This is a genomic window from Amphritea sp. 1_MG-2023, from assembly GCF_030547545.1.
Taxonomy (GTDB): domain Bacteria; phylum Pseudomonadota; class Gammaproteobacteria; order Pseudomonadales; family Balneatricaceae; genus Amphritea.
Window position 1 is genome coordinate 22,630 of record NZ_JAUOQE010000019.1, and the last position, 15,709, is coordinate 38,338.

Annotated in this window: 16 protein-coding genes; 11 read left to right on the plus strand and 5 right to left on the minus strand. The window is 50.0% G+C overall.

Going from position 1 to position 15,709, the window contains the following annotated elements:
* The first annotated feature begins 115 nt into the window (after positions 1-115).
* Entirely contained in the window at positions 116-1,066 is a 951-nt protein-coding gene (gene nhaR, locus Q4488_RS11280) for a transcriptional activator NhaR (RefSeq protein WP_303580574.1), read from the plus strand.
* Here nhaR and Q4488_RS11285 read toward each other — a convergent pair.
* Both Q4488_RS11285 and rpe read right to left on the minus strand, forming a co-directional pair.
* The gene (locus tag Q4488_RS11285; protein ID WP_303580575.1) at positions 1,032-1,727 is read right to left on the minus strand and encodes a phosphoglycolate phosphatase; all 696 of its coding nucleotides are present in this window, start codon (positions 1,725-1,727) and stop codon (positions 1,032-1,034) included. The genes nhaR and Q4488_RS11285 overlap by 35 nt on opposite strands.
* Before the next feature lie 58 nt (positions 1,728-1,785).
* Positions 1,786-2,454, minus strand: coding sequence for a ribulose-phosphate 3-epimerase (gene rpe, locus Q4488_RS11290; RefSeq protein ID WP_303580576.1), 669 nt, complete (start codon positions 2,452-2,454; stop codon positions 1,786-1,788).
* A 111-nt stretch (positions 2,455-2,565) separates the two neighbouring features.
* On the opposite strand from rpe, the gene Q4488_RS11295 reads away from it, so the two are divergent.
* Positions 2,566-3,645 (plus strand): DUF3530 family protein, encoded by a 1,080-nt coding sequence (locus tag Q4488_RS11295; protein ID WP_303580577.1) that lies wholly within the window; start codon positions 2,566-2,568, stop codon positions 3,643-3,645.
* Between the two features lie 37 nt (positions 3,646-3,682).
* Here Q4488_RS11295 and djlA read toward each other — a convergent pair whose 3' ends face one another.
* Genes djlA through Q4488_RS11310 form a run of 3 tightly spaced genes read right to left on the minus strand, consistent with a single transcriptional unit; the run spans position 3,683 to position 6,262 of the window.
* Entirely contained in the window at positions 3,683-4,528 is an 846-nt protein-coding gene (gene djlA, locus Q4488_RS11300; RefSeq protein ID WP_303580578.1) for a co-chaperone DjlA, read from the minus strand.
* The gene (murU, locus tag Q4488_RS11305; protein ID WP_303580579.1) at positions 4,518-5,210 is read right to left on the minus strand and encodes an N-acetylmuramate alpha-1-phosphate uridylyltransferase MurU; all 693 of its coding nucleotides are present in this window, start codon (positions 5,208-5,210) and stop codon (positions 4,518-4,520) included. The genes djlA and murU overlap by 11 nt, the downstream gene beginning before the upstream one ends.
* Positions 5,210-6,262 carry an aminoglycoside phosphotransferase family protein gene (locus Q4488_RS11310; protein ID WP_303580580.1) on the minus strand — a complete coding sequence of 351 codons (1,053 nt, stop codon included), beginning with the start codon at positions 6,260-6,262 and terminating at the stop codon, positions 5,210-5,212. Before Q4488_RS11310 ends, murU begins: the two co-directional genes overlap by 1 nt.
* Before the next feature lie 134 nt (positions 6,263-6,396).
* Between Q4488_RS11310 and Q4488_RS11315 the strand changes: the two genes are divergently transcribed.
* From Q4488_RS11315 to Q4488_RS11355, 9 genes are read left to right on the plus strand one after another with little or no spacing between them, the layout of a single operon-like run.
* Positions 6,397-9,114 carry an LPS-assembly protein LptD gene (locus Q4488_RS11315; RefSeq protein ID WP_303580581.1) on the plus strand — a complete coding sequence of 906 codons (2,718 nt, stop codon included), beginning with the start codon at positions 6,397-6,399 and terminating at the stop codon, positions 9,112-9,114.
* The gene (locus Q4488_RS11320; protein WP_303580582.1) at positions 9,101-10,396 is read left to right on the plus strand and encodes a peptidylprolyl isomerase; all 1,296 of its coding nucleotides are present in this window, start codon (positions 9,101-9,103) and stop codon (positions 10,394-10,396) included. The genes Q4488_RS11315 and Q4488_RS11320 overlap by 14 nt, the downstream gene beginning before the upstream one ends.
* A gap of 5 nt (positions 10,397-10,401) precedes the next feature.
* Positions 10,402-11,409, plus strand: a complete 1,008-nt coding sequence (gene pdxA, locus Q4488_RS11325; RefSeq protein WP_303580583.1) for a 4-hydroxythreonine-4-phosphate dehydrogenase PdxA — start codon at positions 10,402-10,404, stop codon at positions 11,407-11,409.
* Positions 11,402-12,202 carry a 16S rRNA (adenine(1518)-N(6)/adenine(1519)-N(6))-dimethyltransferase RsmA gene (rsmA, locus tag Q4488_RS11330; protein WP_303580584.1) on the plus strand — a complete coding sequence of 267 codons (801 nt, stop codon included), beginning with the start codon at positions 11,402-11,404 and terminating at the stop codon, positions 12,200-12,202. Before pdxA ends, rsmA begins: the two co-directional genes overlap by 8 nt.
* 19 nt (positions 12,203-12,221) lie before the next feature.
* Entirely contained in the window at positions 12,222-12,608 is a 387-nt protein-coding gene (apaG, locus tag Q4488_RS11335) for a Co2+/Mg2+ efflux protein ApaG (RefSeq protein ID WP_303580585.1), read from the plus strand.
* 8 nt (positions 12,609-12,616) lie between these two features.
* Entirely contained in the window at positions 12,617-13,438 is an 822-nt protein-coding gene (locus Q4488_RS11340; RefSeq protein WP_303580586.1) for a symmetrical bis(5'-nucleosyl)-tetraphosphatase, read from the plus strand.
* Positions 13,438-13,758 carry a thiosulfate sulfurtransferase GlpE gene (glpE, locus tag Q4488_RS11345; protein ID WP_303580587.1) on the plus strand — a complete coding sequence of 107 codons (321 nt, stop codon included), beginning with the start codon at positions 13,438-13,440 and terminating at the stop codon, positions 13,756-13,758. Before Q4488_RS11340 ends, glpE begins: the two co-directional genes overlap by 1 nt.
* A 3-nt stretch (positions 13,759-13,761) precedes the next feature.
* Positions 13,762-14,886, plus strand: coding sequence for a hypothetical protein (locus tag Q4488_RS11350; protein ID WP_303580588.1), 1,125 nt, complete (start codon positions 13,762-13,764; stop codon positions 14,884-14,886).
* Positions 14,883-15,623, plus strand: a complete 741-nt coding sequence (locus Q4488_RS11355) for a pteridine reductase (RefSeq protein WP_303580589.1) — start codon at positions 14,883-14,885, stop codon at positions 15,621-15,623. Before Q4488_RS11350 ends, Q4488_RS11355 begins: the two co-directional genes overlap by 4 nt.
* Positions 15,624-15,709 lie beyond the last annotated feature (86 nt).

A 15,709-nucleotide genomic window follows, 5' to 3' on the forward strand; every position in this document is an offset into this window, starting at 1 on the left:
GTTCATGACAAATCCGATAAGTCACAGTATAGTCCAGCAAAAGACAAATAAAATACGAATTTACTATAGAAATATTAAGATTTATACGAACTATTATAGTTGTTCAGGTATCCCTATGAATTTTAAACACCTACGCTATTTTCTCGTTGTGGCTCAAGAAGGCAGCATCAATAAAGCCAGTGAAAAATTACATCTAACCCCTCAAACAATCAGCGGCCAACTCAAACTTCTCGAACATGAACTCGGTAGCGCACTGTTCAAAAAGCGCGGCCGTAATCTCATTCTCACCAAAGCAGGACAACATGCGCTGAACTATGCAGAAGATATTTTCCAGTTAGGCGATGAACTAAAACAAAGCATTCAGAACCCAGCATCTCAACAACAGCAGCGCTTTAATATCGGCATTGCCGATGTCTTACCCAAGCTCATCACCTACCACCTACTCGAACCGGCACTGAAACTGAATGATGCCAATCGACTAATCTGTGAAGAAGGCCCTCTGCCGAGCTTATTGGCCGATTTAGCCACGCAAAAACTCGATCTGGTGTTAGCGGATCGCCCCCTAGATGCCAGCTTTCATATCCGTGGCTACAACCACCTCTTGGGTGAATGCGGTCTCAGCTTCTTTGCCACTATCGCAATGGCATCCACTTACCGCGCCGACTTTCCGGCGTCATTAGAAGGTGCGCCGATGTTGATGCCTTCCGCCGAGACAGAACGAGGTATGGGCCTTAAGCGCTGGTTTGAACGCTATAAAATTTGCCCTGATATCCGTGTGGAATGTGCTGATACGGCATTGATAGAAGCGTTTGGGCTATCCGGCGCGGGGATTTTTTGCGCGCCTACGGTGATTGAACAGCAGATGACACAACAATACGGTGTTGAAGTCATTGGTAGAATGGATGATATTCGAGAACGCTTTTACGCCATCTCTCTCGAACGACGCGTCAGTCACCCGGGTGTATTGGCCGTCTGCAATGCCGCAAGAATGGCGCTATTCGATGCCGTCGATCAACCAAGCCGTTCAGCCATCAGCTCATTAACGCCCGCAGATCATCAATCATAAAATCCGGTTGATAGATCGATACCGGCTCACCGTGATTATAGCCATAGGTGACGGCAGCCACCTGACAGCCCGCCGCTTGTGCCGCTTTAATATCACTGCGCGAGTCGCCTATCATCAAGGTTTGTTCTGCGGTTGAGCCGCGTTGCGTCATCGCGTGCAACAGCGGTAATGGATGCGGTTTCTTTTCTTCTAGGCTATCGCCACCTAACACAACCGAAAAATAGCGCCGCAGATCAAACTCATCCAACAATGTTTCGGTAAATCGGATCGGCTTATTGGTCACCAGCCCCATATCTACCTGCTGCGTTTGCAGAAAATCAAGGTACTCGCGCACCCCAGCATAAAGCTGACTTTGTTCCGCACTACATTGACCATAATGGTGTAAAAACAATGCAAATGCCTGCTCAAACAGCGCCTCATCGGGCTCATCATCAATGTCACGCACAGCGCCGCTACCGAGCAGTGCTCGCTTAACCAATAGCGGCGCGCCATTGCCCACCCAGTTACGTACTTGAGTCTCACCGGCGAACGGTAAATCAAGCGCCGCCAGCATCCGATCAATGGCAAGGGCTAAATCAGGCACACTGTCCAGCAAGGTACCGTCCAAGTCGAACAGTACCAGTCGCGGCAGTTGATCATTAAAATGAGAAGTTAAGCGCATTGATATAGATAACCCTTGACGTTAATCATCAGCGATGGCCGGTTTGTTTACGGGCGACTTAGACCTTAGCCAGTTCAGCGCGCATCTTATCGATGGTGGCTTTATAGTCATCGGTATTAAAGATAGCGGAACCCGCCACAAAGGTATCGGCACCGGCCGCGGCAATCTCAGCGATATTGGCGACACCAACCCCACCATCAACTTCAAGGCGAATGTCGTAGCCACTTTGATCAATCAATGCCCGTGCCTGCTTCAACTTATCCAAGGTACCGGGAATAAACTTCTGCCCCCCAAAACCTGGGTTAACGGACATTAGGAGGATCATATCGACCTTATCGAGCACATAGTCCAGATAACTTAGCGGTGTCGCCGGATTAAACACCAGACCGGAACGACAACCTCCGTCACGGATCATCTGCAAGGAACGATCAATATGTTCAGACCCTTCTGGATGAAAGGTAATGATACTCGCGCCGGCATCAATAAAATCACCGATCAAACGATCTACCGGCTTGACCATCAGATGCACATCAATTGGCGCCTCGATACCATGTTTACGCAGTGCTTTACAAACCATCGGGCCGATCGTTAAATTGGGTACATAGTGATTATCCATAACATCGAAATGGACATAATCAGCGCCCGCAGCAAGCACATTTTCAACCTCTTCACCGAGGCGAGCGAAGTCTGCAGACAAAATGGATGGAGCAATCTTATAATCAGCCATGAATAAAACTCGGAAAGTAAAAGGAGGATGCGGCTATTGTACTTTGCACGCTTCGAAACTCAACCAGCTTTCGCCCTTGCTAATATCACCCGGCTCTTTAATAATCGACGTATGAAACTTAAGCCCCTGTTTTTGACACTATTTTTAAGCTGGCCAATGCTTCTCACGGCGGCAGAGAATGATAATATAACCGACACGTCAGCCACGCCCTCCGACGCCGCTGACGCAACCGATAGCGTTAACCGAGCCCTGCCCGACCCCGCTCGGCAACGACAGATCGATCTAGCAAAGGCACAACCCGCAGACACCGAGGTGATCTGGCTAGAATTGAATCAAACCAAGCAGTTAGCACTGCTACAACGAGCGACAACGTCATCCCCAACGGGCAGTATTCTCATTTTCACTCCGCCCGCGAGCAGCGCAGACTGGCCCGATCTGATCCATCCACTGCGGACACAACTCACCGAGTACGGCTGGAACACCCTCAGTCTGTCGCTCCCTACCCCACCTGAGATCGCTATTCCGCAGCGCACATTGCCGAGTTTACAAAACCGTCAGCAGCTTCAGTCCGCCACGAGCGGCGCCGAAACAGCCGTCGATGTCAGCACTAACACCGCGACAACGCTCAATCCCGAGGCATCAAAAAATAGTCCCAATAACTCAGCGACAAGTTCTGCAGCACAAACGAATACCGCCTACCAGAACAACATTATCGCCTTAGCGGATCTCGCCGCGGCCCGTCTAGCGGCAACCGAGGGAGAGATAAAGATTATGTTAGGGATAGGGGAAGGCGCTGTATGGGCGATGCATTATTTTGCTCAAAATGAGACGCAAGAACATCGCTACTTGGTGTTGCTCGATCCAGTACAAGCCGAAGGTATTGAAACGCCAGACCTGCTCGCGATGATCAGTCAAAGCCAAGCGCCGATTCTCGATCTTTGGTTTAACCGTAGCCGCTATCAACAGCAACAAGCGACTCTGCGCAAACACACGGCACAAAGAAGCGGCAACTCAGGCTATCGTCAGATCCGCCTTAATCAACGCCGTAACGCTGTCAAAAAACAGCCCCTGTGGCTAACTCGGCAACTCAGAGGCATTCTGAAAACCCACTTAAATAGCATCACCACATCAACGTTGCCACAACGGGAGTCAATAGGAGAGCCAACCGTAGAGTTAACGCCGGGAAGCTAACGCGATGCAGCTAAAAACGCATCGCGTCAAACGCTACTCAGCGATTTTTTCGCGCCGTACGTATCCGATCGTAAGCGGCTTGAATCTCCTGAGTTTTTTCCTTCGCTAATTGCATCATATCCTCCGGCAACCCTTTGGCCACTAGTTTATCCGGGTGATGTTGACTCATTAAGCGTCGATAGGCTTTTTTCAGCTCGGCATCCGATACGGATTCATCGACCCCCAATACGCCATAAGACTCTTTCAACAGCTCTTGCTCTGATACAAAGCCCCCCTGATGCGACTGATAGCTATGCTGTTGATAAGAAAACTGCGACTGCATCCGCGCCATTAATGCCGCCATCTCCGCCTGCGACATTTGTAACAAACCGCACACTTCGCGAATAATTTGCGTTTCCGCTTCGCTCACCTGACCATCCGCCATCGCCGCCTGTAACTGTATTTCAACAAACATGAGCTTAAGAGGAATACGAAAACGAATCAAAGCACTCAGCGGCCGCATAACCTCGGCGATATCAAAATCACTGTCTTTACCTTGCGAGAACAGTTGCATCGCTTCACGACGACGTTCTTCACTCAGGCCCATCCGATTCATCACCTCGCGGGCGTACTGAATTTCGGCTTCACTGACAAGACCATCCGCTTTTGCCAGCTTTCCCATCACCGTAAAGGTTGCACGAAAAAAAGCATCTTGCGGATTCAGCGCATTACCCAAAGCGTTTTTCAACGCCGCCGACAGTGCTACACCGACACCCGCCCCCAATAACAAGCCAAACAAACCGCCGCTCATCAAGCCAATTAAACCACCAATAATTAACGCGGTACGATTTCTACGAACCAACTGACCCAGACTAAATCCTGCGTTTTCGCTTCTAAATGCCATCTATCCGACCTTTGTTAATATCTTCTCTGACGTCCTGAAGTCGTTCAGGCGTTCCTATATCTTGCCAATACCCCGAGAAGCGCTCACCACTCACTCGGCCTGATTGCATCGCTTTACGTAACAACGGCGCTAAAGCAAACTTCCCTTCGCGGCATCCCTCAAAAAGCTGAGGCGAAATAACACTGATGCCACTATAGGTTAGCTTTGCCTCCCCTTCCTCCAGCACGCGTCGCTGTTCAAGCTGAAAGTCACCTATCGGGTGATGTGCCGGATTTGTGGTCATCACTAGGTGTGCTAAATCATCCGCTTGCAGCGCCTGCGCTATCAACTGAGCAAACGGATAGTTCGTAAAAACATCGCCATTGACTAATAAAAATGGCTCGCCTTGAACACTCAACCAAGGTAATGCACGCAAAATTCCCCCGCCGGTTTCCAACGGCTCGGTTTCGGCCGACCAATGGATCTTGATGCCCCAGCGCTGACCGTCACCAATGCAGGCTTCTAATTGAGCGCCTAACCACGCATGATTGATGACAATGTCCGTGACACCCGCAGCTACTAATCGTTCAATATGGTATTCAATCAACGGTTTGCCGGCCACCGGCAGGAGGGGCTTAGGCGTTGTCAGCGTCAGCGGTCGCATACGTGTGCCTAACCCAGCCGCCAGTATCATCGCTCGCATCAGCTAAACCACTTATCCAGATGTTGACGCTCAAATTGATCACAGGCATACATGGCCGGCACCACGACATCCTGCAGCCACGCCGAAAACGTCACAAGTGCATCATAACGTCCAGCCACACGAATAATGTAGTTAACGGTACGTGGAATGTCGTCAAGATAACCCGACTTACCATCTCTGAGCCACAAACGGGCAAAAATACCCGCCGCCTTAAGATGTCGCTGCGCCCCCATTAGATCAAACCAGCGATAGAAGGTCGCACGATCATATTCATCTAACACACCATCGGCGACTAATCGTTCAGCAAATTGATCGACCCAGCCATAGACCCGCATATCCGGCCACTCGATATAACAATCACGTAACAGGGATACCAAGTCATAGGTTATCGGACCGATAACCGCATCCTGAAAATCAATCACTCCTGGGGTATGTTCGCCATCCACCAGTAAATTACGCGAGTGATAATCACGATGGACGCAGACGGTCGGCTGCTCCAGTGCCGCTTGAATAAGGTATTCAGATACCTCAGCCAAAAGGTGTTTAACACCGGGCCCAATAGTAATGTTCAATAGATCGGCCACCAACCAATCACGAAATAGATCCATCTCCCGCTGCAGTAAGGCGCGGTCATAGTGAGGCAGTGTATGCCCCGCAATCGTTTGACACGGCTGCAAGCGAGTCAAAGCCTTGAATGCTTGCTGATAAAGCTGATCGGCATTAGCGTCATTCAGTTGACTCAGATAGAGATCATCACCGAGATCGGAAAGCAACATATACCCTTGTTCAAAATCAACGGCATACACCACCGGCGCATGTATCGACAGAGATTCCCATGCCTTAGCGATACAGACAAAGGGATGACTATCTTCTTTCTCGGGTGGAGCATCCATCAAAATCCAGCTATTGCCCTGATTCTCAAGTCGAAAATAACGTCGAAAACTCGCATCACCAGACACCGGAACACACTGCCAGTCATCCGCCAAATCTATCTTTTGCTTGGCAAATTCCTGTTCCACCCAATGCCTGAGTCCGGCCAGCCTTTGTCCCATATTGATCAATCCCCTAGCCTTGTTATAGCTGAATGTTTTATCATGCCATGCTCTATGGGGTATGTTACTCGAATCAAGGTTTAGCGATAAGGGAAATAGCCGCTTTTTTCTGCGTTTCCTAATGGATAATCTGAATGCCGTTTTTAAGACGTTCTTCTTACACACTGACACTGGCGATTATTGCTGGCTCACCAACCGCTGTCTTAAGCGCCGAAATGGATGCCGATATCCGTGATGCCCTTTGGACTTGCACCATGGAAAATGGTGAGAACTGGCAATGTGATCAACCCGATCAGTCCGTTGTAACACGACAACCAACAACGCCAACGCTCGAACCCGTCAGCGATAAAGAGCTGCCCGAAGCACCGGTCACTCAGGCGACAAAGGCGACAGCAGCCAAACCGCAGGTCAACGGTGCCTGGCTATGTGAAGCCAATGTCAGCGGTGGTTGGTCATGTTTAGACAATCAAACTGCTGCGTCATCAAGCGTCAATCCTGCAGCAGCGGTCACAGCCGCCTCTAGCAGCACTACCGCCGCGCAAGTAATATCGACGCCATTGGCTGCAGCGACGACGATCGAGGCAACCCCGGCAATAACACCGGCTAAAAGCACTGCCAGCAATTTGCCCAACGCCGAGGCGATACTCCCTAACACTAACGCAGCGCAGCCCGATCTAACCGATACTCGCTATGCCAGCCTAGACTGGTATCCCATTACGGGCGCCTCGAAAGCCTGCTTTGGTGTCTATATCGAGCCCGAATCTACCAGCGTTACCAACGATAGCGAAAAGCTCACCGTTGATGCCGACAGTTCAAGTACTAAAATTGGCGGTCTAACGCAATTAGAGGGGAACGTCGAGCTGCGACAGAGTGGTCACTTTTTGCGCGGTAACACCGCCGAGGTCGATCAGGTTTCGAATCAAATCTCCATGAGCGGTGATATCCGTTATCGTGAACCGGGGTTATTGTTGCGTGGCTCTAACGCACAAACTAACGCACTCACCGGCGAAACCATTATCAGCGATGCCGACTACGTGGTTCACGAACAGTCATTGCGAGGCGGCGCTAAACGAATTATTCGGCTGCAAGATAATCGTATACGCATGGAACAGAGCAGCTACACTACCTGTCCACCGGCCGACGAAAGCTGGAAAATCGCTTCAGATTCATTGGTACTCGACCCTAATCGAGGCTTCGGTACCGCTCGACACGCCACTCTGAAAGTCGGCGACACACCGGTATTTTACTTCCCATATTTAGAATTCCCGATTGACGATCTGCGTCATTCTGGCTTTTTATTTCCTTCGTTTGGCTATTCCAACGAAGATGGTCTCGAAATAGCCACGCCTTACTATTTCAATCTCGCACCTAACTATGATGATACGCTGACACCCAAAGTATTTACCGAGCGCGGTCTCTTGCTCGAAAATGAATTCCGTTACATGAACGACTATGGTCAACAAGCCCTCAGTACTGGGCTGATGATTGACGATAATGAAGCAGACCGCGATCGCTGGTTGGTTGGCTTGGATCATACCGGCTATCAGGGGCATTGGAGTAGTTTGATCGACTTTACGGCGGTCAGCGATGATGATTATTTTGATGATTTAGGCTCCAGCCTCGAAGTCGATCGCTCGAACCATCTCGATAAATTAGCCGAGGTCACCTATAGCGAGCAAAACTGGGAAGCCACTCTGCGCACACACAGTTATCAAACCATCAACGATAGTGATTCGCCTTATCAGATGATGCCCCAATTACAGGTGAAAGGCAGTTATAGCTATGACTTAGGCCAAGAAGTCGTGTTCAGCTACCTAACCGATACCACCCAATTTGATCGTGATATCGAAGACTTAAGTGGTATTGATCGCGTTACCGGTAGCCGCCTCCACGTACAACCCTCTATTAGTATGCCGATGCTCTCATCATGGGGCTACCTGACACCCAAACTCAGCTACTGGTTGAGCCAGTATAATCTTGAAGATCAGGTCGCCGGTGAAGATGACAATATCAGTCGCGCCGTGGGCGTCTTCAGTATTGATTCAGGACTCCTGTTTGAGCGTCAGTCAGGTGACTATACGCAAACCCTTGAGCCACGTTTATTCGCGCTCTACAGCGAGGAAGACGAACAACAAGGGATTCCTGACTTTGACACCTCCGAGTCGGACTTCAGCTATGAAGGGCTTTTCAGAGAGAACCGCTTCACCGGTTTAGACAAAATCGGCGATAGCCAACAAATATCGGTGGGAGTCGGCTCAGGCTTCTATCGTGAAGACGGCAGCGAGATGGTACGCTTAGGTTTAGGCCAAGCGTATTATTTTGCCGATCGTACCGTGCAACTTAATGGTGATACCAGTGTCGATACTGAAGAGCAATCCAACTTTGCCGCCGAAGCTTATTGGAATCCTTATTCAGCGCTTCGTTTATCAATCGATGCCGAACTGGATAAAGGAAACTTAAACCCATTAGAGAGCAATTTCAAAGTACGCTACACTCCGTCGCTCAATAAAGTGATTAACTTCAGCTACCGCTATCGAGAAGATCTCCGCGATCAGACTGAGATATCATTTATTTGGCCTCTCTCCCCCGAGTGGACCGTACTGGGTCGCTGGCAAGAGGATATGGAAAACTCTCAGACGCCTGAAGCAATGCTGGCCTTAGAGTACGCTAGCTGCTGCTGGAAAGTCCGGGTTGCTGCACGACAGTGGATAGAGGATGATAGCGATGGCGAGGAAGATACCGCCCTGTTTCTGCAATTTATCCTAAAAGGATTAGGCACAATTGGTAACGGCAGTAATACACTGCAAGATATCGTTGGCTTTCAAGAACGTGAAGAGAATGATGACTACTAAGCTCATAAAAAAACTAAAGCCATCGATGGCTGCCCTGATTTTAGGCCTCAGTGTCTCGGCCAATGCCGCAGATATTCCACTCGATCGTATCGTCGCGATTGTGAACGATGATATCGTCTTACAAAGTGAACTGAGTGCTCGAGAAGCGACCATCAAGAGCCGTCTTAACGCTCAAGGTCGTAATTTACCTGACGAGCAAATCCTGCAAAATCAAGTGCTTGATCGACTGATTTTGGACAACATTCAGCTACAGGTGGGTAAAGAGCGCGGTATTCGTATCAGTGATAGCGAGCTTAACGCCTCGATAGAACGTATCGCGGCGAGCTCTAACTTAAGCCTCGATCAATTCCGCGAAGCATTGATTGCTGAAGGACAAGATTACGCTCAAGTGCGTCAGCAAATTCGTAATGAAATGCTCATTCAGCGCATTCAGCAACGCATCGTTAACAGTCGCATCAATGTCTCTCAGCAAGAGATCACTAACTTCCTCAGCTCTCAGCAGGGCGAGCAGCTCAACGCGACAAACTATAATCTATCCCAGATTTTGCTGGCCGTGCCACTGCAAGCAACCTCGAACATGTTACAGTCGGCGCAACAACAAGCCGATAAAATTGCTGCCGAACTCGCCAACGGCGCCGATTTTGCCGAAACAGCTATCGCCCAATCAAACGGCCCGAACGCCCTAAAAGGGGGTGAGATTGGCTGGCGCAAACTGAATGAAATGCCAGAAGAGTTTGCTAAGGTAGTGAAAACACTCAAAAAGGGTGAATTCAGCACGCCGCTTCGTAGCCCCAGTGGTTTCCATATTCTGAAGGTCAACGACAAACAGGGTGGTGCCGTTCAACTGGTTAATCAGGTTAAGGTACGTCATATTCTCCTAACCCCTAATGAGATTCGTTCTGCCGCGCAAACCCGTCGCGAAATCGATACTCTCTATCAGAAACTCCAACAAGGTGTTCCTTTTGCTGAACTCGCCAAGCAGTTCAGTGATGATGCCGGCAGTGGCTCCTTAGGCGGTGAGCTCGGCTGGGCTCAATCAGGACAGATGGTACCTGAATTCGAAGAGGTGATGTTTAATACTGCATCAGGCGAAATCAGTCGTCCCTTTGAGTCACGTTTTGGCTGGCATATCCTCAAAGTTGAAGATCGTCGACAGCAGGATATGAGCGAAGAGATGCAAACCAATCAAGCCCGTGCGTCCATCCGTCAACGCAAGTTCAACGAAGAACTGCAAAACTGGCTACGTGAAATCCGCTCACAAGCGTATATCGAGCTTAAATAATTAACATGCAAACATACAGACTGGCCCTCACCCCGGGCGAACCTGCCGGAATAGGGCCCGATCTATGTATTCAGATCGCTCAGCAGGGACATACTCATCAATTAGTCGTTATTGCTGACCCTCTGATGATGCAAGCGCGAGCGCGTCAGCTTGACCTGCCGATCACGCTGCTGCCTTATGATGCGGATTCACCGGTGACGCCGACCGCTCCTGGCACGTTATGGATCGAGCCGGTGAGCTTAATCAAAACCTCCCTCGCGGGGCAGCTTAATCCGGCGAATGCCCGTTATGTACTCGACACGCTGACGCGTGCCACGCAAGGCTGTCAAAGCGGGGAATTTGCCGCATTAATTACGGCCCCTGTGCATAAAGGAGTGATTAATGAGGCGGGAATTCCATTTAGCGGTCATACCGAATTTCTCGAACAGCTAACCGAGACGCGAAAGGTTGTCATGATGCTGGCCACCGAGGGGTTACGTGTTGCGCTAGCAACCACTCATCTGCCATTATCAGAGGTGCCTGCGGCGATCACGCAACCGCTACTCGAACAGGTGCTCGAGGTATTACAGCAAGACCTACAACGTAGCTTTGGTTTAGCCAATCCGAGAATTCTAATTGCCGGCTTAAATCCGCACGCGGGTGAAGGCGGTCATATGGGACGAGAAGAGATCGAGACCATTCAACCGGTCATCGATCGTTTAAGAGCACGCGGCTATAATCTCAGCGATCCTCTGCCTGCGGATACCCTATTTACCGATAAACTGCTCAAGACGGCCGATGCCGTGTTAGCGATGTATCATGATCAAGGCTTACCTGTGCTGAAATATAAAGGCTTTGGCCGAGCCGTCAATATCACTCTCGGCATGCCGATTATCCGCACCTCTGTCGATCACGGCACCGCCTTAGATCTAGCCGGCAGCGGCACAGCCGATAGCGGCAGCCTACTAACCGCCATCAATTATGCTGCCGATATGGCAGCGAACCGTCACAGCACCGGAACAGTGAATGAGTAATAAGCCTACAGGTCATAAAGCACGTAAACGTTTTGGCCAAAACTTCCTGCAAGACCAAGGCGTTATACGTCGTATTATTCGTGCTATTGCACCGAGTGAAACACAGCACTTGATAGAAATTGGGCCGGGACTCGGCGCCATTACCGAAGAGTTACTGGATCTCTGTCAACGTCTCGATGTCGTCGAACTTGACCGTGATTTGATCCCTATTCTACGTACCAAGTTTTTTAGTTATGCCGATAAATTCACCATTCACGAGGGTGATGCACTAAAATTCGATTTTAGTTCGTTGCAACAGCAAGATGAACAATTACGGGTGGTCGGTAACCTGCCATACAACATATCCACACCGCTGATTTTCCATCTGCTGAGCTATGCCGATCAGATTGAAGATATGCACTTTATGTTGCAAAAAGAGGTGGTCGATCGTCTCGCCGCTCAGCCTGGCGAGAGCGCCTATGGCCGACTCGGCATCATGGCTCAGTATTATTGTCAGATCGAACCGTTATTTTTGGTGCCACCCTATGCTTTCGATCCTGCGCCTAAGGTCGATTCGGCAATTGTGCGCCTAATCCCCTACAAGCAACTGCCTCATAAAGCACAGGACATCAGCAAACTGGAAACCGTGGTACGTACCGCTTTTGGGCAACGCAGAAAAACCCTGCGTAATAACCTTAAACCCTTGCTGTCGGCTGATGCGATTGAATCTCTCGGGATTGACCCAGGTCTAAGACCCGAACGACTCGCACTCACTGACTTTATCCGGATAAGTGATTATCTGAGCAGCCAATAACAACTTATAACGAAACGATATGATCTACTCAGACACCTCTCATAATATCGATATCCATGTTGAAACCGCCTATCTTCCGGAGCAATCTGATCCGGAAAAAAAGCGCTACGTGTTCTCCTATCACATCACCATCACCAACCGCGAATCTCAGCCGGTGCAATTGCTGCGTCGTCGCTGGCTCATCATCGATGGTGATGAGCAGGCTCAAGAAGTTGAAGGCGAAGGTGTCATCGGAGAACAACCGATTATCGAACCCGAAGAAAGCTATAGCTACACCAGTGGCACCGTTTTAGCGACGCGGGTAGGCAGTATGCAAGGACATTATCAAATGAAAACCGATGATGGCCAGACGTTTAATGCCGATATCGAGCCCTTCACCTTGGCTCTGCCCAACGCACTGCACTGAGGCAACAGATGGCAACCTACGCAATTGGCGATATTCAAGGCTGTTATGATGAGCTTCAAGCTTTGCTCGAGTGCGTCAATTTTAGCCAATCCGATCAGCTCTGGTTGGCGGGAGATCTAGTCAATCGAGGTCCTAAATCACTGGAAACCCTGCGTTTTCTTTATCGCATCCGTGATCGCGTCACGATTACCCTCGGCAATCATGATCTACATCTGCTAGCGGTTTATAGTGGCGCCCTCAAACCGAAAAAATCGGATACCTTTCAGGATATTCTGCAAGCCGACGATGCCAAGACGCTGCTGACCTGGCTCCGCTCTCAACCCCTACTGGTGACCGATGAGCAACTCGGATTTACCATGGTTCATGCCGGTATTCCGCCACAATGGTCACTCAAGAAGGCTCACAAACGCGCCCATGAAGTTGAAGTGATATTACAAAGCACACTGGCAAATGAGTTTTTTAAGCGTATGTATGGCAATCAACCGGCCTGTTGGTCAGCCGATTTAGAAGGCTTTGATCGCTTACGAATCATTACCAATTACTTCACTCGGATGCGCTTTTGCGACACGAAAGGCCGTATGGAATTTTCCGCTAAGGGCACCCTATCGAGTCAGCCCAGCGGCTTTATGCCTTGGTTTAGCCATCGCGGAAAAGTATTAGCCAAGAGCCGCATCATCTTTGGCCACTGGGCGGCACTAGAAGGTAAAGCGGATCGCGCTAACGTCTATGCGCTCGATACTGGCTGCGTCTGGGGCGGCACGTTAACCGCCCTCCGGCTCGAAGATCAACAACTGTTTTCCGTCAATAGTAAAATGAGGTATGGCAACTAATGGACTCCTTTGAATGTATCGATATCCCTCGCGCCGAAACGCTGATTGCTTCAGGTGCGGTGATTGTCGATATTCGCGATCCACAAAGCTATCAACAAAACCATATCAAAGACGCTATTCATCTGAGTAACGAAACGCTACATGATTTCATTCAGTCTGCCGATATGGATACCGCGGTGATTGTATGTTGTTATCACGGTTTCAGTAGTCAATCCGCAGCCAACTTCCTGGTGCAACAAGGCTTCGATGAAGTGTATAGCCTTGATGGAGGGTTTGAACTCTGGCAAGCCAGTCGCCCCGAACAATGTGCTAATCGCTAATCGATGCAAATTTATCTAGTCGGCGGCGCAGTCAGAGACGGGCTACTGAATTACCCTGTTTATGATAAGGATTGGGTCGTTGTGGGCGCTACCCCTGAGGAGATGCAGCAACAGGGCTATCATCCGGTGGGTAAAGATTTTCCCGTTTTTATCCACCCTCAAAGTGGTGAAGAATATGCCCTCGCCCGCACTGAACGAAAGTCAGGCAAGGGTTATACCGGGTTTCAGTACCACGCCAGCCCAGAGGTGACTCTCGAAGAAGATCTTATTCGTCGTGATTTAACCATCAATGCAATGGCCATGGATGATCGAGGAAACATCATTGATCCTTATCATGGTCAGCGAGATCTCCACACGAAAACCCTGCGTCATGTATCGTCTGCCTTCGCCGAAGATCCGCTACGCGTGCTTCGAGTGGCGCGCTTTCTGGCGCGTTACGCACCGCTTGGTTTCAGTATTGCAGCTGAAACCCTAACACTGATGCAACAGCTCGCGGCCAGCGATGAACTCGAACATCTCACCGCCGAACGCGTGTGGCAAGAGTTTCAACGGGCGTTAAGTGAAGCAGCACCGCAGGCATTTCTGCTCACCCTAAAGCAAGCCAATGCACTCGCGGTACTATTTCCGGAACTGCAATCCGCCGTCAATGATCCATCCACTCTGACAGCCATTAGTCAGCCGGCCGATGCCAAGGTTCGCTTTGCGATACTCATGCGCAGCGCGTTCGCTCATCTTGCCACGACCGAACAAAGCCAACCGATTAAAATGTTTTGCCAGCGTCATCGCGTCCCTAACGCCTATCGAGACCTGGCCTTACAATTCAGTCAACAGGCCGACCAACTCTGCCATTATGCGCAACTCGATGCTCATCAACGTCTCGCATTAGTCAAAGATCTCGACCTGTTACGTCGACAAGAACATCTACCACTGTTATTAGAAGGCTGCAGGCTGATCGGGCATGATCAGTTAGCCGTAAAATCGGCACTACCGCAACTATTGCAGCTGCTACAACAGGTGAGTCCCAAACAACTCATGCAGCATGGTTATAAAGGCAAGGCCTTAGGTAACGCCATTAACGAGGCGCAGCTGACTATCTGTCAACAACAAATTGATGGTCAATCATCATGACTAAACCCGTCGCACTGATTACCGGCGCCGCCCGTCGAATCGGCGCAAGTATCACTCGTCGACTGTGGCAACAGGGATACCGCGTCATTATTCACTGTCATCACTCGGTGAATGCAGCCACACAACTCGCCGCCGACTTAAATCAGCAATCCGCCCATAGCGCTGCGGTATTACAAGCCGACTTGACTGACGCTCAGCAGGTCAGGCAACTGGCGGCTCAGGCACTGACAACCTGGGGACAGGTCGACTTACTGATCAATAATGCGTCTTCGTTTTACCCCACCGCGCTGGAGCAGAGCACCGATCAACAGTGGGATGAGCTCATCAATAGCAATCTTAAAGCCCCCTATTTTCTCTGTGCACAACTCGCCGATACGCTCACTCAACAGCAAGGCTGTATTATCAATCTGATCGATATCCACGCGCAACGCGCCCTACCTGGCTACCCGATCTATTCCATTGCTAAAGCGGGCCTACAGATGATGACGCTCAGCTTAGCCAAAGAACTCGCGCCGCATGTACGGGTTAATGGCGTCGCACCTGGACCAATACTCTGGCCCGAGCAAAGTGCCGCAATCAGTGCCGCCGAACAAAGCGCCATTGTCGATAAAACCCTATTGAAACGGGCTGGAACACCTGACGATATCGCGGCAACCGTGCTTTTTCTAGCCCAGCAAAGCTACATCACCGGACAAATTATCGCCGTCGATGGCGGTAAATCACTCTATAGCCACTAATGCTGTCATCGTCATCTGAACGTACCTCTCGTTTAATTCGTCAGGCAGCAATAAAGCAACTAAAAAAACGCGACTCATAATAGAAC